The 21,478-nt window shown below is 69.0% G+C and carries 21 protein-coding genes; 10 read left to right on the top strand and 11 right to left on the bottom strand.

The annotated features are described in order from the left end of the window. Entirely contained in the window at positions 1-528 is a 528-nt protein-coding gene (locus GPX89_RS24705; protein WP_328602277.1) for a GtrA family protein, read from the bottom strand. Positions 529-537: 9 nt separating this feature from the next. Next, positions 538-948: a DUF6463 family protein gene (locus tag GPX89_RS24700; protein ID WP_157390074.1), complete on the bottom strand. Its 411-nt coding sequence runs from the start codon at positions 946-948 to the stop codon at positions 538-540. A 232-nt stretch (positions 949-1,180) separates the two neighbouring features. Between GPX89_RS24700 and GPX89_RS24695 the strand changes: the two genes are divergently transcribed. Then, entirely contained in the window at positions 1,181-1,543 is a 363-nt protein-coding gene (locus GPX89_RS24695; protein ID WP_157390073.1) for a hypothetical protein, read from the top strand. Here GPX89_RS24695 and GPX89_RS24690 read toward each other — a convergent pair. Both GPX89_RS24690 and GPX89_RS24685 read right to left on the bottom strand, forming a co-directional pair. Beyond that, positions 1,534-2,307, bottom strand: coding sequence for an ABC transporter permease (locus GPX89_RS24690; protein WP_328602276.1), 774 nt, complete (start codon positions 2,305-2,307; stop codon positions 1,534-1,536). The two genes, GPX89_RS24695 and GPX89_RS24690, sit on opposite strands and share 10 nt — an antisense overlap. Next, entirely contained in the window at positions 2,304-3,584 is a 1,281-nt protein-coding gene (locus GPX89_RS24685; RefSeq protein WP_157390072.1) for a glycosyltransferase, read from the bottom strand. Before GPX89_RS24685 ends, GPX89_RS24690 begins: the two co-directional genes overlap by 4 nt. A 119-nt stretch (positions 3,585-3,703) precedes the next feature. Between GPX89_RS24685 and GPX89_RS24680 the strand changes: the two genes are divergently transcribed. Continuing rightward, a complete protein-coding gene (locus GPX89_RS24680) occupies positions 3,704-6,532 on the top strand; it encodes a cytochrome P450 (protein ID WP_157390071.1) in 2,829 nt (942 codons plus the stop codon). 7 nt (positions 6,533-6,539) lie between these two features. On the opposite strand, the gene GPX89_RS24675 is transcribed toward GPX89_RS24680, so the two are convergent. Beyond that, complete coding sequence (locus GPX89_RS24675; RefSeq protein WP_157390070.1) at positions 6,540-7,760, bottom strand: cytochrome P450 family protein; 1,221 nt, start codon at positions 7,758-7,760, stop codon at positions 6,540-6,542. 166 nt (positions 7,761-7,926) lie between these two features. Between GPX89_RS24675 and GPX89_RS24670 the strand changes: the two genes are divergently transcribed. Next, the gene (locus GPX89_RS24670) at positions 7,927-8,406 is read left to right on the top strand and encodes a PaaI family thioesterase (RefSeq protein WP_157390069.1); all 480 of its coding nucleotides are present in this window, start codon (positions 7,927-7,929) and stop codon (positions 8,404-8,406) included. A 58-nt stretch (positions 8,407-8,464) separates the two neighbouring features. Here the strand turns inward: GPX89_RS24670 and GPX89_RS24665 are convergent, their stop codons facing one another. From GPX89_RS24665 to GPX89_RS24640, 6 genes are read right to left on the bottom strand one after another with little or no spacing between them, the layout of a single operon-like run. Beyond that, positions 8,465-9,307, bottom strand: coding sequence for an acyl-ACP desaturase (locus GPX89_RS24665; protein ID WP_157390068.1), 843 nt, complete (start codon positions 9,305-9,307; stop codon positions 8,465-8,467). Positions 9,308-9,322: 15 nt separating this feature from the next. Continuing rightward, on the bottom strand, positions 9,323-10,183 hold the full coding sequence (locus tag GPX89_RS24660; RefSeq protein WP_235947981.1) for an SAM-dependent methyltransferase: 861 nt from the start codon (positions 10,181-10,183) through the stop codon (positions 9,323-9,325). Further along, the gene (locus GPX89_RS24655; protein ID WP_157390067.1) at positions 10,180-10,428 is read right to left on the bottom strand and encodes an acyl carrier protein; all 249 of its coding nucleotides are present in this window, start codon (positions 10,426-10,428) and stop codon (positions 10,180-10,182) included. Before GPX89_RS24655 ends, GPX89_RS24660 begins: the two co-directional genes overlap by 4 nt. Further along, positions 10,425-10,994 carry a PaaI family thioesterase gene (locus GPX89_RS24650; RefSeq protein WP_157390066.1) on the bottom strand — a complete coding sequence of 190 codons (570 nt, stop codon included), beginning with the start codon at positions 10,992-10,994 and terminating at the stop codon, positions 10,425-10,427. Before GPX89_RS24650 ends, GPX89_RS24655 begins: the two co-directional genes overlap by 4 nt. Next, positions 10,991-11,791 carry a ferritin-like domain-containing protein gene (locus GPX89_RS24645; protein ID WP_328602275.1) on the bottom strand — a complete coding sequence of 267 codons (801 nt, stop codon included), beginning with the start codon at positions 11,789-11,791 and terminating at the stop codon, positions 10,991-10,993. Before GPX89_RS24645 ends, GPX89_RS24650 begins: the two co-directional genes overlap by 4 nt. 33 nt (positions 11,792-11,824) lie before the next feature. Continuing rightward, positions 11,825-14,059 (bottom strand): AMP-binding protein, encoded by a 2,235-nt coding sequence (locus GPX89_RS24640; protein WP_235948129.1) that lies wholly within the window; start codon positions 14,057-14,059, stop codon positions 11,825-11,827. 207 nt (positions 14,060-14,266) lie between these two features. Between GPX89_RS24640 and GPX89_RS24630 the strand changes: the two genes are divergently transcribed. The 7 genes from GPX89_RS24630 (at position 14,267) to GPX89_RS24600 (ending at position 21,452) form a co-directional block, all read left to right on the top strand. Then, a complete protein-coding gene (locus GPX89_RS24630; RefSeq protein WP_328602274.1) occupies positions 14,267-15,505 on the top strand; it encodes a cytochrome P450 in 1,239 nt (412 codons plus the stop codon). Further along, the gene (locus GPX89_RS24625) at positions 15,502-16,722 is read left to right on the top strand and encodes a cytochrome P450 (RefSeq protein ID WP_157390064.1); all 1,221 of its coding nucleotides are present in this window, start codon (positions 15,502-15,504) and stop codon (positions 16,720-16,722) included. The genes GPX89_RS24630 and GPX89_RS24625 overlap by 4 nt, the downstream gene beginning before the upstream one ends. Positions 16,723-17,002: 280 nt before the next feature. Further along, the gene (locus tag GPX89_RS24620) at positions 17,003-18,499 is read left to right on the top strand and encodes an FAD-dependent oxidoreductase (RefSeq protein ID WP_157390063.1); all 1,497 of its coding nucleotides are present in this window, start codon (positions 17,003-17,005) and stop codon (positions 18,497-18,499) included. A gap of 16 nt (positions 18,500-18,515) precedes the next feature. Next, entirely contained in the window at positions 18,516-19,784 is a 1,269-nt protein-coding gene (locus GPX89_RS24615) for a cytochrome P450 (protein ID WP_157390062.1), read from the top strand. Positions 19,785-19,846: 62 nt separating this feature from the next. Next, a complete protein-coding gene (locus GPX89_RS24610; RefSeq protein WP_157390061.1) occupies positions 19,847-20,272 on the top strand; it encodes a hypothetical protein in 426 nt (141 codons plus the stop codon). Beyond that, a complete protein-coding gene (locus GPX89_RS24605; protein ID WP_157390060.1) occupies positions 20,266-20,493 on the top strand; it encodes a helix-turn-helix transcriptional regulator in 228 nt (75 codons plus the stop codon). The genes GPX89_RS24610 and GPX89_RS24605 overlap by 7 nt, the downstream gene beginning before the upstream one ends. Next, complete coding sequence (locus GPX89_RS24600) at positions 20,490-21,452, top strand: NAD(P)-dependent alcohol dehydrogenase (protein WP_157390059.1); 963 nt, start codon at positions 20,490-20,492, stop codon at positions 21,450-21,452. The genes GPX89_RS24605 and GPX89_RS24600 overlap by 4 nt, the downstream gene beginning before the upstream one ends. The last annotated feature ends 26 nt before the right edge of the window (positions 21,453-21,478 follow it).

Below are 21,478 nucleotides of genomic sequence, written 5' to 3'. Positions count from 1 at the left end.
TCAGCGCTTCGCCGGGACCGACCGCGACCGCGGTGCGGCGGACTCGGCGGCATGCGGGAACACGAACTTGCGCATCGCCCACCACCGGAACGCGGTCGCCAGCAGGGTGCCGATCAAGGTCGCGCTGAGGAAGTCGGCAATGTTCTCCGCGAGCAGCGAGACATCCGGAGTCCGGTAGTCGAGGGCGTAGCGCGAAACCACCAGCGGCAGCTGGTTGATCACCAACCCGATACCGGCCACCAGGAAGAACATCGCGGCCTCGTGCCGCCGCTGCCGCCCGCCCCGCGCCGAGAACGCCCACTCCCGATTCAGCACATACGACAGGACCGTCGCCAGCAACACCGCGATGACGTTCGCCGTCACCGGCTTCCCCTGCAGCACAGTCCACTTGAGCCCGAAGAACATCGCGGAGGTCGCGATGAACGCGATCGCCCCCACCGTCAGGAACTTCAACAGCTCCGCGTTGCGCACGAACACCGACAACATCCGCTTCGGCACCAAGGCCGCGGCCACCCCGCTGACAGACACGCAGCCAGGCTATCGAACGATGTCGGCTCGCTCCATTCGGCCCGCTCCGGCGGTGCGGGCGCGGTGGATGCCGGTGAAGAGGAGGGCTACGCCGAGCCAGGCCAGCAGCCAGGGGATGCCGCGGAACATGGCGGCTGCCGCCAGCGACCAGAGGCCGATCGTCCAAGGGAGGAAGAGTGGGGGCACGATGTCGCGGCGGTCGAGCCAGAGGATCAGCAGGCCGAGGATGATGAGAGGAAAGGCGAAGCTGCCCACCGTGAGCCAATAGGCGCCGTTGGCGGGGCTCAAGGCGGTCAGGCTGTCGTCGGTCAGATGCCCGGCGAGCCAGGTTCGGGCGAAATGCGGTGATGTGATTGCCAGGCCGGTGAGGAGATGCCCGGCTCCCAGCAGCACCAATAGGCGGCCACCCCAGGTGATCATGTGTGGTCCCATCCTTTCGTGAGTCATGGTCGATGGGAGATATCGTCGGGCGGTCAGGCAGGTCGAGTATTGAACGAAACGGCAACGCCCGGCCCGGGTCCGGAGGTTGGGCGGGTGACCGATTCGGTGGCCTATCCGCGGGTCTACCCGGTCACGACGAGGGCTTGTTAGAGTTCGCCGCCGTCTTTGTTCCGGGGGGCGGGGATTCGATACGAGGATTGGGCTGTCGGGGATGAGACGTGTGTTCGGGGTGGGCTCGGCTGCCGTGGCGGCGTTCGTGACCGCGGTGGGCGCGGCGAACGCGGCTCCCGAGGACGTGAGCAATGGCGATCCGAATGTCGTTGCGCAGCAGCAGATCAGGCAGGTCACGGTCGGTGCCGATGTCGGGGCCGACACCTGGGTGTTCTCGCCTCCGGCGGGCGGGCTCACCTGCTACTGGGGTTATGTGCCGTTCCCGGGCCATGACTCGCAGGGCAAGCCGTACTCGCCGTGGGCGGACACGGTTCGCCTCGTGGGGCCCGCGGGCTGGCGTGAGCGCCTCGACAGTGGTGCGGTGATCGAGACCAACTGCTATATGCAGCGCGGTCAGCGGTAGTTCAGGCGGCGGAAAGACACGCTCGCGCACGCGAATCCGATGGCGGCGAGGATCGCGCACCACACGACGGCGGGCAGCGCGCGGTCGGCGGGGGTGCCGTCGAGCAGGCTGCGGATGGTGTCCACGACCGGGGTCGCGGGCTGGCGGTCGGCGATGCCGCGCAGCCAGGACGGCATGGTGTGGGTCGGGACGAAGGCGCTCGAGACGTAGGGGATGAAGGTGATGGCGTAAGTGAGGCCGCCCGCGGCCTCCGGATTACCGGCCGCCATACCCAGGGCCACCGCGATCGCGGTGATCGCGACCACGAACAATACGATCAAGCCGGTCGCGGCCAGCCAGCCCACAGGGCCCGAACCCGGCCGATAACCCAGCGCCACAGCCACGCCCACCGCGATGACGATGGCCGCCATGGTGCGGACGACCCCTTCGCTCAGATGTCCCGCCGACAGTGCCTGGCGATACATCGGCAGGGTCCGGAACCGGTCCACACTGCCGCGGGTCATGTCCGTGCAGACGCTGGTCGCCGTGATCGACGCGCCGAAACCAGTGCACAGCAACATGATTCCGGGGATCACATAGTTGAGGTAGGAGCCGCCGACCTCGATCGCGCCGCCGAACACATAGGTGAACAACAGCATCATCAGGATCGGCATGGTCAGCGAGATGACTAGGGTGTCGGTGCTGCGCAGGGTGCGGCGGGCACAGCGGCGGAACATCACCAGCGTGTCGGGCACGAGGTAGCGGACGGCGGTGGGCGCGGTCACCGGGCAGCGGCCTCGATGAGATCGGCCGCCCGCTCGGCGGTGCCCGTGGTGCGCAGGGTGGTCGCGAATTCCTTTACTCGCGTGCGGCGTTCATCGTTCAGGAGCGGAGCCAGCTCGGCGATCAAGCCTTCGGTGGTCAGCGCCGTGAAGGGCAGGTGCGCCCCCAAACCCAGCTTCGCCACCTGGCCGCCCCACATGGGCTGTTCGAACGAGACCGAGCACACGACCGTCGGCAGGCCCGCCCGCAGACTCTCGAACAGGGTGCCGATGCCGCCGTGATGCACGGCCGCAGCGCAGTGCGGGAAGATCTCGTCGTACGCGAAATCGGTGCCGACCAGCTTGATCCGGTCCCCGGTCGCGGTGGCGGCCACATCGAGATCGCTCCAGCCCGCGTGGACCAGGGCGCGGATGCCGAGCCGGACCACCACCTGCTCCACCATGGCGAAGACGGCGGCGGCGTCGTGGATCGGCATGCTGCCGAAGCCGAAGAACACCGGGGGAGCACCGGATCCGATCCATTCGAGCAGCTCGTTGTGGCTGCCGGAGAGCTCGCCCACGGCGGTGCGGGTGGCGCGGTCGAGGGTGAGGAAGCCGGTGAAGGGCCGGCGCTCGCCCCACTCCTCGGACAGGCCGGGAACCAGGGCCGGGTCGTAGATCTGGATCTCGGGGACACCGGCCCGGGCCAGCGCCGCCGCCGGACTGGCATAGGACTTGGGCAGTCCGAGCGTGCCGCGCAATTGGTTGAGGTAGCGCAGGAACACGACGCGGCGCAGGTTCTCGGCCAGCGTCCAGGTCGCCCGATTGACCGGCGCGGGCGGATTCCAGTGCGCCGGAAGCAATCCGGGGAACGGGTAGGCGCTGTTCATGCGGCACGGATAGTAGTGCAGGCTGACCAGCGGCACGCCCATGGCCTCGGCGATCGAGGAGGCGCGATCCTCGGTGACCGTGCTCGCCACGATCAGCTCGGCCTTCGAGCACACCTCGATCACCTCGCGGTTCATCCGCTCGGCGTACTCGGCCATCTGCTTGCCCACCAATTGCATCAGCCGCAGCGTATTGCCCGCCGCGAGCGCCCGCCGCCCTTCCTCGGAACTGTAGAGCCGCTGCACATCCGGTCCGCAGGCCTGCGCGGGAAGCCCTGCGGCGGTGACGAAGTCGACCAGATTCGGTGGCGCGCCCAGCAACACCTCGTGCCCGCGCCGCTGCAACTCGACACCGAGGCCCACGATCGGGTGAACGTCGCCCCGGGTTCCGGTCAGCGGTATCGCGATGCGCATGCGGCCTCTTTCGACACAGATGGTGGGATCAATAGACACTGTGCGGCGTGGCGGCCGCCGTCCAGACCGGAAAAATGTGGGCATTTCAGAACGGGTCGGCGCTGAGTAGGGTTCGGCTGATGCACATTGCGATGTTCGTGGACTACCACCCGGCCTCGCTCGGTGGGGTGCAGACCGCCGTCTCCGCACTGCGCCGCGGCCTCGAACGCGCCGGACACCGGGTCACCCTGTTCGTCGCACCCGACCGGACTGCCGCGCCGGACCCGGATATCGTTGCACTGCATCCGCTTTCGATCCCTGCCGTGAACGGCTTCGAGGTCGTCGCGCCGACCCGCCGCAACGCCGCGCTCATCGACGCCGAGTTCGCCGGGCGCGGGCCGATCGACATCGTGCACACCCAATCCACCTACGGCGTCGCCATCGCAGGAATGAAAGCCGCACGGCGGCACGGCATCCCGCTCGTGCACACCGCCCAGAGCCGCGACGACGCCTTCATCGAACACACCTCGCCCGCACCGTACCCGACCGCCTTGGCGCTGCGACTCCTGCACGGCCGCTACGTCCCGCACACCCATCACATGCCGCACCGGCCCGAGACGCGCGCGGCCCGGCACGCCTGGTGGACGATCAGCGGCCAAGCCCAAGCCGCCGACCAGGTGATCGCACCGACGGGCCACTTCGCGGATCTGTTGCTCGCCCACGGGGTGACCCGGCCGATCACGGTGATATCCAACGGAGTCGACGACGCCCTCCTCGAAGGGCGAACCCCCGCACAACGAACCGACGACGGCCCACTGCGCCTGGTCTGGTGCGGCCGACTGTCGGGGGAGAAGCGGCTGCTGGAATCGATCGAGGCAGTACGCCGGACGGACAACTGTGAACTCGATGTCTACGGTGAGGGTGAGCTGCACGGCGCGGCGGTGGGACGGATTGTCGAACGGCGGCTCGGGGACCGGATTCGCTTGCACGGCAGGGTGACCCAAGCGGAATGTCTCGACGCGATGGCGGCGGCCGACGCCCTGCTGTTTCCTTCCTACGGTTTCGACACCCAAGGCATGGTCCTGCTCGAGGCGGCGGCGGTAGGGCTGCCGGTCGTGTACACGGATCCTGCTCTGGCCGAATCGGTTCCGGCGGGGATACGCGCAGCCGACGTCACCGTCGACGCGCTGGCCGACACCCTCGCCAAACTCGTGGCCGACCGCTCGCTACTCGCCGAGCTGCGAACCGCGTTGACCGGACAGACCGACGCTGTCCGCCAATCGAGGCAGATCGCAGCAGTTTTGGAAGTCTACCGACTGGCCGCCGCCGATGCGCCCACCGCGCTGGCGGATGATGTGGCGGTGTTCGGGCGCAGGCCCCGCGCACGGGGCGGGAAGGCCGCGGCGGTCCGCCGGGACCGGCGGACCGCGGCCACATCGGAGGACCGTCGACAGTCCGCCGACGCGATCGTGGTCGCGGTGCCGGGCGCGGAGGGAGCGAGCATGACTGTCGGTCGGAGGGGCAACGGGGTGGGCGCCGTCATGAGGACGCTGGCGGGGATCCGGGCCGCCGCGCTGCGCACCGCTGGCACAACCCCCGCCGCTCCGATCGCTGTCGCCGATTTCCCGGCCGTCATGCCGCGGACACTGGCCGAAATACCCACCGCGCCCGGCGCTGTGCCCGTGCTCGGGCACAGTCTGCGGGCGCTGACCGACGCGCCGGGTTTCGTCACCTCGTTGCCGCGGTTGGGGCCGATCGTGCGGGTCCATTTCGGGCGGCAGACCGGGTATGTGCTCACTACGCCGGATCTGCTGCGCGAGGTGAATCTCTCGGACGCGGAATTCGAGCGGGAGGATCTGAGGGAAGCGATCGCCGATATCGCGGGTGGGGCGGTGAATGTGCTGCGCGGGCCCGAGCATCGGCTGCGGCGGCGGATGATCTCGCCCGCGCTGCGGCAGACCCGGCTGGCCGAATATGCCGAAGCCGCGGCGGATATCGCGAACTCGTGGGCGGCCGGACTGCCGAGGGGGGAGCGGGTCGACCTCATGGACGAGGCGCACGGGCTGGTGCTCGACACCGTGTCGGCGACGTTGTTCACGGCGGATTTCGGTGACAGTGCGCGGCGGGAGATTCGCGACAGTGTGCCGTGGCTGCTCAGCCAGGTGATCGTGCGGACCGCGTTGCCGCCGCAGCTGCGCAGGATGCGGGTGATCGCGAACTATCGCTGGCGCAGCAAGGCTCGGCACCTGAGGGCGGCGGTGGGGGCCGTGGTCGCCGAATATCGCAGGCGGGATGAGGATTTCAATGATGTGGTGTCGGCGTTGATCCGGCATACCGACAGCGAGACCGGGGAGCGGTTGTCGGACGACCACATCATCGATGAGGCGATTCTCATGCTCGCGGGTGGGGTGGGGTCGATGGCATCGCTGACCGGGTGGTTGTGGCACGAGGTGAGTCTGCGGCCCGATATTGCCGAAAAGCTTTATGGCGAGCTGGATTCCGTGGTGGGGACCGGGGATGTGCGGCCGGAGCACCTGGGGTCGATGCCGTACCTGAAGCAGGTCGTGTCGGAGACGATTCGATTCTGGGGTCCGTGGATCAGCGCCGCCAATGCGAGCGCCGATCTGCCGATCGGCGAGGTCACCATCCCCGCCGGGTCGGCGATCATGTTCAGCCCCTACATGGTTCAGCACGATCCGCGCTGGTTCAGCGACCCCGAGACCTTCGATCCGGAGCGCTGGAACGCCGAGAACGCCGCCGATACCGCGAAGAAGGCCATGATCTCCTTCGGTGTCGGCCGCCGTCGTTGCCTCGGTGACCATTTCGCCATGCTGGAGATCGCCCTGGCCTCGGCGGCGTTGCTGTCACGATGGCGCGTCACACCGGTACCGGGGCACCGGGTGCGCGCCTCCAACCGCGACTTCGTCCTCTCGCCCTCGGCGCTGCCGGTCACGCTGCGGCCGCGTTGAAAGAGCGTCAGTCCAGCAGTACCGGGAGCTCCTGCAGCGAGTGGATCAGGGTGCTCGGGTGCCAGGTCAGGGCCGCGTCGCGAGGCGACAGGCGGAGGTTCGGATAGCGGGAGAGCAAGGCGGAGAAGGCTACCCGGGCCTCGATGCGGGCCAGGGGCGCGCCGACGCAGAAGTGGATGCCGTGGCCGAAGGCGATGTGGCCGGAGGTGTCGCGGCCGATGTCGAGGGTGTCGGGGTTCGGGTAGCGGTCCTCGTCGCGGTTGGCCGCGATGAGGGCGATGAACACGAATTCGTCGGCCGGGATGTCGACGCCGGCGATGGTGACCGGTTCCGAGGTGTAGCGGATGGTGCTGATGTTCACCGGGCCGTCGAAGCGCAGGAACTCCTCGACGGCGTCGGGGATCAGTTCGGGCTCGGCGCGCAGGGCGCGGGCCTGCTCCGGGTTGCGCAGCAGGGCGAGAGTGCCGTTGGCGATCAGATTGACGGTGGTGTCGTGCCCGGCGACCAGCAGCAGGAAGGCCATGCCGACCTGCTCGGTCTCGGTGAGGGTGTCGCCGTCGTCGGCCGGAACGGCCAGCGCGGAGAGCAGATCCGCGGTGGGATGCGCGGCCTTCTCCCGGACCAGCCCGGTCAGGTAGGCCCCCATGTCGCGGGCGGCGGACTCACGGTCCTCCTCCACCCCGGCCACGGCGACCAGCGCCTTGGTCCAGGTCTGGAAGTTCGCGCGGTCGGCGAGCGGGACACCGAGCAGTTCGCAGATCACGGTGATCGGCAGCGGTTCGGCGAAGTCGTGCAACAGGTCCGCCTCGTGGCGGCCGTCGAGGGCGTCGAGCAGGTCCGCCGCGATCTCCTCGATCCGCGGCGTCAACTCCGCCACCCGGCGCGGGGTGAAGGCCCGCATGATCAGCTTGCGCAACCGGGTGTGGTCGGGCTGGTCGAGATTGAGCATGTTGTTGAACAGCACCAGATCCCGCGGGTCCGGCTGCGGCAGGCCGCGTTTGGTGGCGAGCAGGCCGTTGGTGGCGAGGTAGTTCTTGGCCAGGCGCGGGTCGTTGAGGGCGGCGCGGCCCGCGGCGTAGTCGAGGATGACCCAGCGCACGATCCCGTCGGGATAGCGAACCCGGCGCACCGGGCCCTCCGCACGCCAGCGGCGATAATGCGAATGCGGATCGGCGAAGAATTCCGGCCCGATGGACTCGATGCGGTCCAGGGCTTCGATGTCGGCCATACCGCCGACAGTATCCGATGTAATTGCTTGCGGCGAGTAATGATTCGTCACACGGCTTTCTCGATCGCCCGATCGGAGCTGGAAATGGAATGTCCTGCGGCAAACCATAATTCACCGGAAGCTGATCGAATTCACCCGACACCGGCAGGCTAGGGAGGACGAATCCATGACCAGCACACACGTGAACGGCGAGGCGCAGATCGACGCGACGGTGGACCGGCGCGTCGACGAACTGACGACGGTCTTCCAGCGGGGCCTGGACGAGAAGCTGGGAGTCGGCGCCTCGCTGGGCATTCGGCTCGATCGCGCCGGTGACGGCTACACGCGCTACTACCTGGACCCGAACCCGGCCACCATCAACGCCATGTTCACCGTGCACGGCGGGGTGATCGCGACACTGATGGACACCGCCATGGGCAGCGCGGTGTTCACCAAGCTCGGCGACAACACCGCCTACACCACCCTCGAGTTGAAGGTGAACTTCATCCGCTCGGTCGCCATCGACGGCAGCCGGTTGACCTGCGAGGCCACCGCCGTGCACGTCGGCCGTCGCACCGCCACGGCCGAGGGGCGCATCACCGACGCCAACGGCAAGCTGATCGCGCACGGATCCACCACCATCCTGGTGCTCGGACCCCAGGGCTGACGTCCTCGCACGAAAGAGCCCGGTTCCCCACGGAACCGGGCTCTTTCGTATCGGGTGGTCAGGCCAATGCGCGGCACTGGCCGATGAACACCGCCAGTTCATCGAGCCGATCGGTGCGCGCGTCCACCGCACGGTCGAGCACCCGCAGCAGATGCTCGTACGCGGCCGTGTGGTCGTAGTCGGCCACGTCGGCGATGCGCAGCGCCCAGCGCCAGTAGCCGCGCAGCGTATCCGCCAGCGGCATGCGGAATCCCGCCACGACATCGCGGATCGGCTCCACCACCGCGTCACCCTGCACCCGCAGATACCGGCTCACCACATCGGCCATGAAGCTGAAATGCCGGGCCTCGTCGCGAGCCAGACGTGACAGCACCGCCGCCAGAACGGGATCGCCCGACACGTCCCGCAATTGGTGGTAGTACATCTGGGTCGCCTTCTCCTGCACCAGCGCGTAGGCGAAGAACTGCACCGGATGCTCATAGGGCAGGTCGAACGGCTTGCGGCCCTCCACCGCCAATTCCGTGCGCAGGGTGTCGCGTTCGGCGATGCCGGAGTCCACCTGGTAGCGGTTCAACGCCCGGGCGTGGGTGTCCTCCTCGAGGGCCCAGCGCACCGTGAAGTGGTACAGCTCCCGATTGTGTTCGAACGCGGGCAGTTCGACACTGTCGTCGACCGGGAAGAACCGCTGGTACACATCGAAATACCCGGGCAGGTGATCCTCGATGAAGGTCACGAACTGCACCGCCGAGCGCTGCCCCTCGGTGAGCCGTCCGGCATCGGCGGCGGCCCAGTCGAATTCGGTCTCCACGTCCCACGCTCGCGCGGCCGGTGAGGCGGCCAGGAAGCCGTCCACGGCCTCGACCAGTTCACCGACCGGCAGCAGGTCCGATTGCCTCGTCATCTCCGCTCCCGGCTCTCAGCGCGCCTTGCGGCAGCCCAGCGCGTAATGCTTGGTGGTGTAACCCCATCCGGCATTGGCGACCTCCAGGTAGTGCCGCAGCTGGGCGGCCAGACCGGGCCGGTGCGCGTCGATGAGATCGGCGGCCACGTCCACATTGGCGATCCAGTCCTCGATGGTGCGCCGGTACTGGTCGGTGAGATCGTCGACCGAGGTGATCGAGAAACCGGCATCCTCGGCGGCGGTGACCAGCTCGGACAGCGGACGCAGCGAACCCCAGCCGAAGATGTCGTTGCGCACGAACTCGGTGCCGGCGCGCTCGTCGAAAGCGCGGCGCGCGGCGGCATTGCGGAAGCAGCTCTCCGACACATACAGCGAACCGCCCCGGCGCAGCACCGCGCGGGCCTCGATGAAGACCCGGTCCAGATCCGGCATGTGCACGATCGAGCCGAGCATGGTGACCGCGTCCTGGCTCTTCGCGGGCAGCTCCATCTCCTCGAAATGCCCGACCCGCGTCCGCACCTGACGCTCCACGCCCCGGGCCAGCGCCTGGGTCGCGATGTATTCGTGCTGGCGCGGCGCGGGACTCACACCCAGGGTGTCGCACCCGTACTCCTGGGCCATGAACAGGATGAGTGATCCCCAGCCGCAACCGATGTCGAGCAACTGCTCGCCGCCCTGGATGCCCAGGCGTCTGGCGACGAACCGCAGCTTGTTGCGCTGCGCGAGTTCCAGGGTGTCGGTGTCGTTCTCGTAGAGCGCCGAACTGTACTTGCGCAGCGGATCCAGGAACTGGCCGAAGATCTCCGGATCCAGGTCGTAGTGCTGATTGGTGTCGGCGGTGACGGGGGCGCTCATGCTGTCGATTTCGAGGCTCATGCCGCGGCCCGCACGGCCTTGTCCACGACCGCCGCCACCTCGGCGAGGGTGGCGGTGCCGAAGACGTCCTCGTCCTCGAGCTCGATGTCGTAGGTGCGCTCGATGCGGGCGATCATGCGCAGCACCCGCACCGAATCCACGCCCGCCATGCCGCGCAGGTCGGCGTCGGGGGTGAGGGTCGACTCGGGCAGGCCGGTCTCGGCGGCGGCGATCTCGGTGACGGTGCGCAGGATGTCGTCGGTCATGACGGAACTCCATTCGGGGACAGGGCGGTTGCCGTGGTGAGGGCCTGGGCGAGCAGGGCGACCTCGTCGTCGCGCAGGGACAGCTGATGGCGCACGGACTCGAGCGCGAAGGGCCGGTAGGTGGCGGCCGAGGCGGCGCACACGGCGTCGTCGGCGTCGCGGATCTCGGCGGTCGCCTGGATCAGGCCGCCCGAGCCGGTCTCGGAAAGCTGTGCCACGCAGCGGTATTCGCGGTCGATCAGCAGCGGGGTGAGGAACCGGGTGCGCTGGGAGACGGTGAAGGCGGGCACGTGCCGGGCCAGCACGATGAGATTGCCCATCACCTCGTCGCAGATGACGCCGGTCAGGCCGCCGTGCACGATGCCGGGATACGACTCGAAAGCGCGATCCAGGCGGAAACGCGCCTGCAAACCGTCACCGTGCGGGGTGAAGGTCAGGCGCAGCCCGGACACGTTGTGCGGGGAGCAGCCGAAGCAGTGGTAGTCGGGGATGACCGACCAGGGCACGCGCACGACCTCGGGGTCGGCGGGCGGCGGTGTCGCGGCATCGGAGGACAGTGCGGTCATGGGCGGGCCTGGGCGATGGCCTCGGCCAGCGCGCGGCGGACCTTGGCATTGCTGGACAGGTCCAGCCCGGTCATGGTCGCGAAGGTGCGGCGCACCTTGTCGTGCAGCACCTCCAATTCGCCCTCGGCGGCGACCTGTTCGAGGAACAGCTCGAAACCGGTGTCGATGGTCTCGTGATCGCTCAGCTCGGCGATCCCGGCCTTGAACGTGCTCACCGGGTGCTTGATCTTGGCCTCGGAGCTGTAGACGTAGAGCGTCTCGAGCACCGAGGGCAGCTCCTCGGGCCGCCGCTCCAGCCGGCCGGTGGCGTAGTGGATGAATTCGCGGGCGTGCCCGGCCTCGTCGCGACTCGCGTTGAGCAGCAGCGACTTCAGCACCGGCTCCTCGACCCACGACGACACCGCGCGGTAGACGTGGTTGACGGTCAGCTCGGAGATGATGTTGGTGGCCAGCGTCGCCGACGGCGTGGTGCCCGGCGCGTAGGGCTCGCGCATGGCGTCGACCGCCGCGTCCTGCACGTCCTCGCCGATGGCGCGCAGCCAGGAGCGGAAGGCGTAGTGGTGCTGGACTTCCTGATAGCCCCACACCACCGCGAAGGTGGAGAAGTCGTAGTCGTCCACGAACTCCGCGAGGAAGCCGTGCACGGCCGCGATCACATTGGACTCGCCCATGGCCGCGCTCTTGGCCAGGGTGACGTATTCGGGCCGGACCAGGTCCTTGTCGACGGTGTCGAAGCCGAGGTCGCCCAGCTTCCAGTGCAGGCGCTCGTAGTGGCGGAAGACGTCATAACTGTGCACGAGGTACTCCGGTTCGCGAGGGATGGAAGGGCGTCATTGCCGCGGGGTGAGGAGGTCGCGGGCGGCCAGGCGGCGCAGCTTGCCGCTGCTGGTGCGGGGGATCGTGCGCGGTGCCACCAGATGGACTTCGACCGCCGCCAAACCGAGTTCGGCGGCAATACGATCGGCGATGGCGCGCGAGAGCGCGACGGCTTCCTCGCCCTCGCATTCGGTCTCGGCGATCACGGCGATCACATCCGCACCGTCGGGGTCGGCCGAGGCGGTGCAGCGGCCCTTGTAGATACCGTCGAGATCGGCGACCACCGCCTCGACGTCCTGGGCGTAGTGGTTGACCCCTCGCACGGTGATCATGTCCTTGCAGCGGCCGGTGACGAAAAGCTCACCGCCACGCAGGTATCCGAGGTCACCGGTGCGCAGCCAGCCGTCGACGAAGCGATCGGCCACCGCCTCCGGGTCGGCGCTGAGGTAGCCGCCGGTCACCGACGCGCCGCGAATGAGGATCTCGCCGACGCGGCCGTCGGGGAGCTCGATGCCGCTGTCGGTGGAGACCACCCGCAACGCCAGGCCGTCCACGGCCGCACCGACTCCGGCCACGGCTCGCGCGCCGGGTTGCTCGGGTGAAACCGGTTCGGCCACAGCGGCATCGGCCAGCAGTGCGCGGTCGACCCATTCGAACAGTGGGTCGCGGCCCAGCGGCGGGAAGGCGACCGCCAGGGTGGCCTCGGCCATGCCGTACACGCCGAACATGCTGCTGGGCGCGAATCCGGCGGGCGCGAAGCGCTCCAGGAATCGGGACACCACGTCCTGCGAAATCGGTTCCGCACCATTGAAGGCGATGCGCCAATGCCGCAGATCCAGCGCGGCGACCTGCTCGGGCTCGACCGCCGCGAGCAGCGCCTCGTAACCGAAACTCGGCATGGCGGTGATGGTGGTGCCGCTGGCGGCGAACTCGCGCAGCCAGCGCGCGGGATCCTTCACGAACGACAAGGGCGACCACAGGTGGGCGGGGATGCCGCGCAGAATCGCCGACAGCGTCCCGAACAAGCCCATGTCATGGAACAACGGCAGCCAGAACCCGCCCTGATCCTCGAGATCCAGGGCGATGCCGCGCCGGATCGCGGCCAGGCCGCTGAGCACCTGGCGATGGGTCAGCTTCACGCCCTTGGGCAGCGCGGTGCTGCCCGAGGTGAACTGCACGACCGCGAGGTCATCGGGGCGAAGTTCCGGCAGCCGAACCGATTTGGTCCCAGCCCCGGCCGAGGTGCCCGCTCCAGCAGCAATCGCCGCCCCGCACAAGATCTCGGCCTCAGCCGAACCCGCCGCCCCGACCGAGCCCGTCGCCTCGACCGAGTCCGTCGCCTCGACCGAGTCCGTCGCCTCGACCGAGTCCGTCGCCTCGACCGAGTCCGTCGCCTCGACCGAGTCCGTCGCCTCGACCGAGTCCGTCGCCTCGACCGAGTCCGTCGTCCCGACCGAGTCCGTCGTCCCGACCGAGTCCGTCGTCCCGACCGAGCCCGTCGTCCCGACCGAGCCCGTCGCCTCGACCGAGCCCGTCGTCCCGACCGAGCCCGTCGTCCCGACCGAACTCGTCGCCTCGACCGAGCCCGTCGCCTCGACCGAGCCCGTCGTCCCGACCGAGCCCGTCGTCCCGACCGAACTCGCCGCCCCGACCGAACTCGTCGCCTCGACCGAGCCCGTCGTCCCGACCGAACTCGTCGCCTCGACCGAGCCCGTCGCCCCGACCGAACCCGCCGCCCGAGTCGCAGTCGTCGCCTCAGCGGAACCTGTCGCCCCAGCGGAGACCAGGCCGCCGTCGGAAGGATCCGCTTCAGCGGAAAGTGCAGTCGTGCTGAGGAATTCCACGTCTACGGCGTCGTGTAGGAGAGGGATCATTTCGGCGAAGGTCGGCGACACCAGTACTGTGCGCATGCCCGCCGCCGCGGTGATGGCCGCCAGTTGCTGGGGGTAGCCGCCGGCGCGGCGGGTGCTCGCGGGCAGGGGCAGGGGAGTGGCCGCGCCGCCTGCCGCCGCGATACCGAAGAAGCTCACCAGGAATTCCGGTGCGTTCGGGCACAGGATGCCCACCGGCTCGCCGCGGGCGACACCGCGTCGCACCAACTCGGCTGCCGTTGTCAGCGACAGCCGATGCAGGCGCGCGTACGGCAGCCGTTCACCGGTCGACCAGAATGTCGCCACGACGCCGGGATGCGCGGCCGCGATGTCGGCCAGCCGATCCGGCAGTGTGCCTTCCGAATTCAGGGAATTCATGATGATCACGACAACAGCGAATTGTGTCCGCGCGCTGAACTCCCTGTTAATCGCGGGCGGTGATAAGCAGCGTCGATCGTCCAAATGTCGTGCCCGATAAAGGGATACGGCAATCGGGCGATAGGCGTCGACAATGGACGGACGGCGCAGGTGCTGAGCCCGTGAGGATGAATCCCGAAATTGGCCCGCACAATTCAGGAGTCGCCGGTGAGTGCCGATCCCGCCGCGGTCGCGGAAAGTACCCGGGTGCAACAGGCCGTCGTGGAGAGCGTCGCGCCGCAGTTCCGGCACAACCCCTACGACAGCTATGAGATCCTGCGCGCCACCGGGCCGTTCGTGCCCGGACCGCACGGGACCCACCTGGTCACCCGGCACGCCGAGGCGCAGGCGATCCTCATCGATCCGCGCTGGAGCCACGCCGAGGAACCCGAACTGCTGCACGGGGACAGCGATGTCGAGCTGCCGGGGTCGTTCCTGTGGATGGAGCCGCCGGACCATACGCGGCTGCGCGGGCTGGTCGGCAAGGCGTTCACCTCACGTACGGTGACCTCCTTGCAGGCCCGTGCCGAGCACCTCGTCGAGGACCTGCTGACCGCGATCCTGGCCGAGCGGGAGGTGGATCTGCTGGAGACGTTGGCCTATCCGGTGCCGCTCACGCTGATCTGCGAAATGCTGGGCGTGCCCGCCGAGGCGCATGCGCAGGTCCGGGCCATGTCGGCCGGGATCGCCCGCGGCCTGGATCCCGATGTGCTGCTCAGCCCCGAGGAGCTGGCCGCGCGCACCGCCGCCGTGCACGAATTCACCGAATTCTTCGGCGATCTCGTCGAACAGCGCCGCGAGAACCCGCAGCCGGACGTGATCACGGCCCTGGTTCAGGCCGAGGAGGCCGGGGTGCGGCTGACCCACACCGAGCTCATCGGGACCCTGCTCATCCTGGTGGTCGCCGGACACGAGACCTCGGTCAACTTGATCGGCAACGGCGTGCTCGCCCTCATCCGCGAGCCCGGCGAGTTCCGGCGGCTGCGCGACGATCCAGACCTCGCCGGGCCCGCCGTCGACGAGGTGCTGCGCTACGACGCGCCCGTGCACCTCACCACCCGCACCGCGCGCGCCGAGATCACCGTCGGGGAGCGGACTTTCGCGCCCGGCGACGCGGTCATCGTGCTGCTGGGCTCGGCCAATCGCGATCCGGCCGCCTTCCCCGACGCCGACCGGTTCGACCTGGGCCGCTACCTGCCCGGGCAGCGCGCCGAACGGCACCTGTCCTTCGGGCTCGGGCTGCACTACTGCCTGGGCGCGCCCCTGGCCCGGCTCGAGATGCGAACGGTGCTGCGCGCCCTGGGCGCTCGCGTCACCGACCTGGGCCTGCTGGCCGAACCCTCGTACCGGCCCAACGTCGTCGTGCGGGGCATGTCCGAATTGCGTGTCCGAGTGGAGGGCCGATGAGCACCGCCGTACCCGAGATCACCTTCGACGCCTTCGACCCCGAGCACCGGGCCGACCCGTATCCGGCGTATCGCCGGGTGCGCGACGCCGGGGCACTGTTCCCGTACCGCTTCGGCGACGTCCCGGTCACGCTGATCACCCGCTACGAGGAATGCTCGCAGGTGCTCACCGGAAACGACTGGGGCCACGGGTATTCCGCGGGCATCAGCCCGTTCCGCGACACCACCGCCGCCATCCCCGGCTCGTTCGTCCGCATGGACCCGCCCGAGCACGGCCGCTACCGCAAACTGGTGGCCAAGGCGTTCACCCCGCGCACGATCGCCGAGCTGACCCCCGTGGCCGGTCGGGTGGTCGACGAACTGGTGGACGCGGCCCTGGCCCGCGGCAGCTTCGACATCATGGAAGACCTCGCCGTGCCACTGGCCGTGGCCATGATCCCGGTCCGGCTGCTCGGCGGCGACCCCGCCGACGCGGCCCGATTCCGCGAGTGGCAGCTGGCCATCGCCCGCGGCAGCGACCCGGACTCACTGCTGGACGAGGGCGCGGTGACCGTACGCGGACAGGCGGCCATGGCGTGTATGGGGTACTTCGCAGAGCTGGTGCAGCGCAAGAAGCACAGCCCCACCACCGACCTCCTCGGCGAGCTGGTCACCGCGAGCGTCGAGGGTGACTTCCTCACCGAGCCCGAGGTCGTCGGCCTGTCCCTGCTCCTTCTGGTCGCGGGCATGGAGACCTCCATCAACCTGATCGGCAACGGCATGCTCGCCCTGCTCCGCAACCCCGATCAGTGGAACCTGTTGCGCGACAACCGCGACCTGGTTGAACCCGCCCTCGACGAAATGCTCCGCTACGACGCTCCCACCCAGTTCACCATCCGCGTAGCACTGAACGACACCGTGGTCGGCGGCCACCAATTCCGCCGCGGCGACGGCGTAGTCGTTCTCACCGCCTCGGCCAGCCGCGACGACCGCGTCTACCCCGACGCCGACCGCTTCGACATCACCCGCTACGCCGGAACCCGCCCCGCCCGCAAGCATCTGGGCTTCAGCCTCGGCATCCACTACTGCGTCGGCGCACCCCTCGCCCGCCTCGAGGCCGCCACCGCCCTGCAAGCCCTCCTGGACCGTGCCCCCGACCTGCGTCTGGCTGCCACCGATATCGAATACCGCCCCAGCCTCATCCACCGAGGCGTCATGGCCCTCCCGGTCGCGATATGACCGCGCCCGGGCGAGGTAGCGGTATGAACCAGGCGGACCGGCACACGATCACGCGGGTCACGAATTTCGAACGGGACAACCCGGGTCCGTGCGAAGTACGCGGCGGCATCGGGCAGTGCGGATACTTGCACGAGCCGATGTACCGCGCGCCCGTGTGCGTCGTGGCGCGGATGCCCGTCGAATTCAGCACGCGTGGGGGTCTCGCACGCGAAGCCACGGAACCGGGTGCGGCGTGCGACCGCGTCGGGCGTGGCGGATATTGCCGCTGGGGGGTGACCCAATGACCGCACCCGAGGCCGGTGGGGCGGAGCGGCATGCGATTGTCATCGGCGCGGGTGTCGCGGGGCTGCTCGCGGCACGGGTGTTGGCCGAATTCTGTACGCGGGTCACGATTCTCGAGCGGGATACGGCCGAGCCGGGTGTGGTGCGGCGTGGGGTTGGGCAAGGCGCGCACCTGCATGGGTTGCTGGATCGCGGGCGCAGCATCATCGAGGATCTGTACCCCGGGTGCACCGACGATCTGGTTGCCGCCGGTGCGCACACCGCGGAGGTGCTCGTCGGGACCCGCTGGTATATCGGCGGATCCCGGCTGGCCGCCACCGCGACCGATCTCACCTCGGTCATCGCCACCCGGCCGCTGCTCGAGTCCGTCCTGCGCCGACGCACCCTAGAGCTACCGAATGTGACGCTGCGTGAGGGTATTACGGTGCGCGGGTTGACGGGAGATGGTGAGCGCGTCACCGGCGTGCGAGTGACCACCCACCGCGACTCGCGCCAGGACGGCGACCACGGAGCAGCCTCGGACACACCCGCGATCGACGACGGGGTGCGCCGGAGCGGTTCCACGGACGCGGCCGACGACGGTGCGGGGGAGGGCGAGCCGCGTAGTGCAGGCGGCGCTGACTCCGCCGACACCGAGATCGTGGGCGCGGATCTGGTCGTGGATGCCAGCGGACGAGGCTCGCGAATCTGCGAGTGGCTGCGGGTGATCGGCGCGACGGCGCCTGTCGAGGAGCGACTCGAGGTCGATCTCGGGTATGCCTCGCGGCTGTATCGGCACCGGGACGGGCTGTTGGGCGGGCATGCGTCGGTGATCATCTCGACCGGGGCCGACGGTCGTGGTGGTGGAGCCGTGCATGTCGAGGGTGACCGTTGGCTGGTGACGTTGGCGGGGATGATGGGTGATCATCCGCCCACCGATCCGGCAGGATTCCACGCCTATGCCGCGACCCTGTCCGCGCCCGATATCCACGAGATCGTCACGGCTGCGGAGCCTCTCGGTGACGCGGTGCCGTACCGCTTCCGGTCCTCGGTGCGCCGCCGCTTCGACCGGGAACCCGAGGTGCCCGCGGCGCTGGTGGTGCTCGGTGACGCGCAATGCGCGTTCAATCCGCTCTATGCCCAGGGCATGACCGTGGCGGCGCTGCAGGCGGCCGTCCTGCGGGAATGCCTCCGCATCGGCTTGCCGTTCGCGGAGCTGCCCGCACGGTTCTACGCGGCCGCCGCCGAGGCCGCCGACACCGCCTGGCAGCTGGCCGCCGCATCGGATCTGCGTCATCCCGCCGTTGCGGGACGGCGTGGCCTGCGCACCCGGCTCACCAATGCGTATGTGGCGCAGACATATCGCGCCGCCCACCATGACTCGCTGGTCGCACGGACGTTCATGCGGGTCGCCCATCTCGTCGAAACGCCCGCCGCGCTGGCCGGTCCGGCGCTGGTGGGACGAATCATGCTGCGCGGCAACGGGGCCGCGGCCACCATGTCAGCCCACCACTGAAACCAGGAGGACCGCAATGGTCGCCCCAGAGGTGAACATCGCAGCCCGGGAGCAGGATCCGGCCGTCACGGCCGCCCTGGTCCAGCTGTTCGGACCCGACGGCCGATCCGATCCCTACACCCCCGCCAAGGTCCTGCGCGATGCCGGACCCATCCACCTGACCCCGCTCGGGCATCACGTGCTGACCCGCTACGAGGACTGCGCGGCCGTGCTGTCCACCACCGCGTGGAGTCATGCCGAAGAGGCCGGGATGATGCACCCGACCGTCGCGCCCGAGGACGCGCCCGAAGAACTGCCCACCTCGTTCCTGTGGATGGAGCCGCCGGACCACACCCGGCTGCGCAACCTCGTCACCAAGGGATTCACCCCGCGCACGGTGACCCGGCTGCGGCCGCGCATCGAGGAACTCGCCGAACAGCTCGTCGACAAGGCCCTGGAAGCGGGTGAATTCGATCTCGTCGAGACCATCGCCTACCCGCTGCCGTTGATCATCGCGTGTGAGCTCATCGGGGTGCCCGAAGAGGCGTACGGGCAGGTGCACCAGTGGTCGCAGGACCTGGCGCGCGGGTTCGACCACGACTACACGCTGCCCGCCGAATGCCTGACCGCGCGCAGTGCGGCCTCGCGCGGATTCATGGGGTACTTCCGGGAGCTGCTCAACGAGCGGCGCACCGACCCGAAAGACGATCTGCTGAGCGCGCTCTCGCTGGTCGAGGACCGCGGTGACGTGCTCACCGAACAGGAACTGCTCGCCACCTGCATCACCACCTTCGTGGCCGGGCACGAGACGACCGCCAACCTCGTCGGCACGGGCATGCTGCGGCTGCTGCGCGCACCGGATCAGGTGCGGGCCATGCGGGAACGGCCGGAACTGACCGCCTCGGCGCCGGACGAGCTGCTGCGGCTGGAACCCTCGGTGCAGATCACCACCCGGGCGGCCACGCGTCCGATCACGGTGGCCGGGCACGATTTCGAGCCCGGCGACGGTGTGGTGGTGCTGATCAACTCCGCCAACCACGACGAGCGGGTCTTCCCAGCCCCGGAGAGTACCGATGTGGCCCGCTACTCTGACCCGATGAACCCGGCCAAGAAGCACCTCGGGTTCAGCCTCGGCATCCACTACTGCCTCGGCGCGCCGCTGGCGCTGCTCGAGATGGAAGTGCTGCTGGACGTGCTGCTGCGCAAAGTCTCTGCCATGGAACTGCTTTCGGAGAACCCGCCGTTCAAGCCGAACGTCGTGATCCGCGGGCTGGAATCGCTGCGGGTGGGGTTCCGGCCCGCCTGAGTCCCCGCCGGGTGGTGTAAAAGATTCTGTACATCATGTCGGCTTTGTTTTACATTGGACGCATGCCCTACGAGGAGAAGCGAACCTGGATCCTGGGTGTCGCGTCCGTCGTCTCCTACGTGATCTACCTGGTCGTCGTGCTCGTGCGGGCACGCGACCAGGCCCTCACGTCCGTCTCCTTCGCCGCGCCGCTGCTGTGGGCCGTCGGCGGGTCGATCCTGGCCTCGATCATCGGCAGTATCGCAGTCGCCATCGGCTCCCGGGAGGGAGATCGGAAAGACCAACGCGACAAGGAGATCGACCTGCGCGGCGCACAGATCGGCGGCGCGTTCACCGCGCTCGGCGCGGGCGGCGGACTGCTGCTCAGCCTCGCCGACGCGGACCGGTTCTGGATCGCCAACGCGATCTATCTCGGCCTCACCCTCGGCGCCCTCGTCAGCGCGGCCGCCAAACTCGTCGCCTACCGGCGGGGGATGTGGCCATGGTGAGACCCACCAAGGTACTCAACAATATTCGCGCGCTGCGCTTCACCAACGGTGAGATGACCCAGGCCGAACTGGCCGACCGGCTCGGTGTGACCCGCCAGACCGTCATCGCCATCGAACAGGGCAAGTACTCGCCGTCACTGGAGATGGCGTTCGAAATCGCCCGGGTGTTCCGTGCACCGCTGAGCGAGGTCTTCGAGTACCCGGAAGAAGATGAGCCATGAAGGCTATAGCGCAAGACGCCTACGGCACCACCGACATGCTGTCCTACACCGACGTTCCCACGCCCGACGCGGGACAGGACGGGGTGCTCCTCCGGGTCCGCGCCGCGGGCGTGGACCCCAGCGTCTGGCATTTCATGACCGGCGAGCCGCTGGTCGCTCGACTGGCCCTGGGGCTGCGTCGGCCCCGGGAACGCGTCCGCGGCTGGGACGTGTCCGGGATCGTCGAGGCGGTCGGTCCGCGGGTCACCGAATTCCGGCCCGGTGACGAGGTTTTCGGGACGGTGCCCGGATCGTTCGCGGAGTTCGCGTGCGCCCCGGCGAGCAAGCTGCAACTCAAACCGGTCAATCTGAGCTTCGAACAGGCTGCCGCCCTGCCGATCTCGGGGATGACCGCACTCAACGGCCTGCGCGACTCCGGACGCATCGAGGCCGGGCAGCACGTGCTGATCATCGGCGCGGCGGGCGGCGTCGGTCACCTCGCTGTGCAGTTGGCCAAGCACTACGGGGCCGAGGTGACCGGCGTCTGCGCGGGCCCGGCCGTCGAGTTCGTCACCGACCTGGGTGCCGATCACGTCATCGACTACACCGCCCGAACACTCACCGGTCGTTACGATCTCATCTTCGACATGGCGGGCAATCGCCCCTTGCCGCTGCTGCGTTCCCTGCTCACCGACGCCGGCACGCTGGTGCTGGGTGGCGGTGAGGGCGGCGGCCGCTTCTTCGGCGGGCTCGGGCGCTCGATGCGCGCCCAGCTGCTCTCGCTCCTCTCCCGCCAGCGGCTGCGCTCCTTGTTGTCGCTGCCCAAGCCCGAAACCCTGCGTGCGCTCGCCGAACTCGCCACCGCGGGCGCCCTGGCCCCGCGCGTCACCCTCACCTACGCCTTGGCTGAGGCCGCCGTCGCGATCGACGATCTGGCCGCCGGGCACGCACGCGGCAAGTCCGTCATCAGCGTCGGCTGACCCGCAACGCCGGGGCCCCTCCGCCG

Source organism: Nocardia terrae (assembly GCF_009760405.1).
Lineage (GTDB): Bacteria > Actinomycetota > Actinomycetes > Mycobacteriales > Mycobacteriaceae > Nocardia > Nocardia terrae.
The sequence above is the reverse complement of the archived record's forward strand: the minus strand, read 5'-3'. Positions and strand labels throughout refer to the sequence as shown.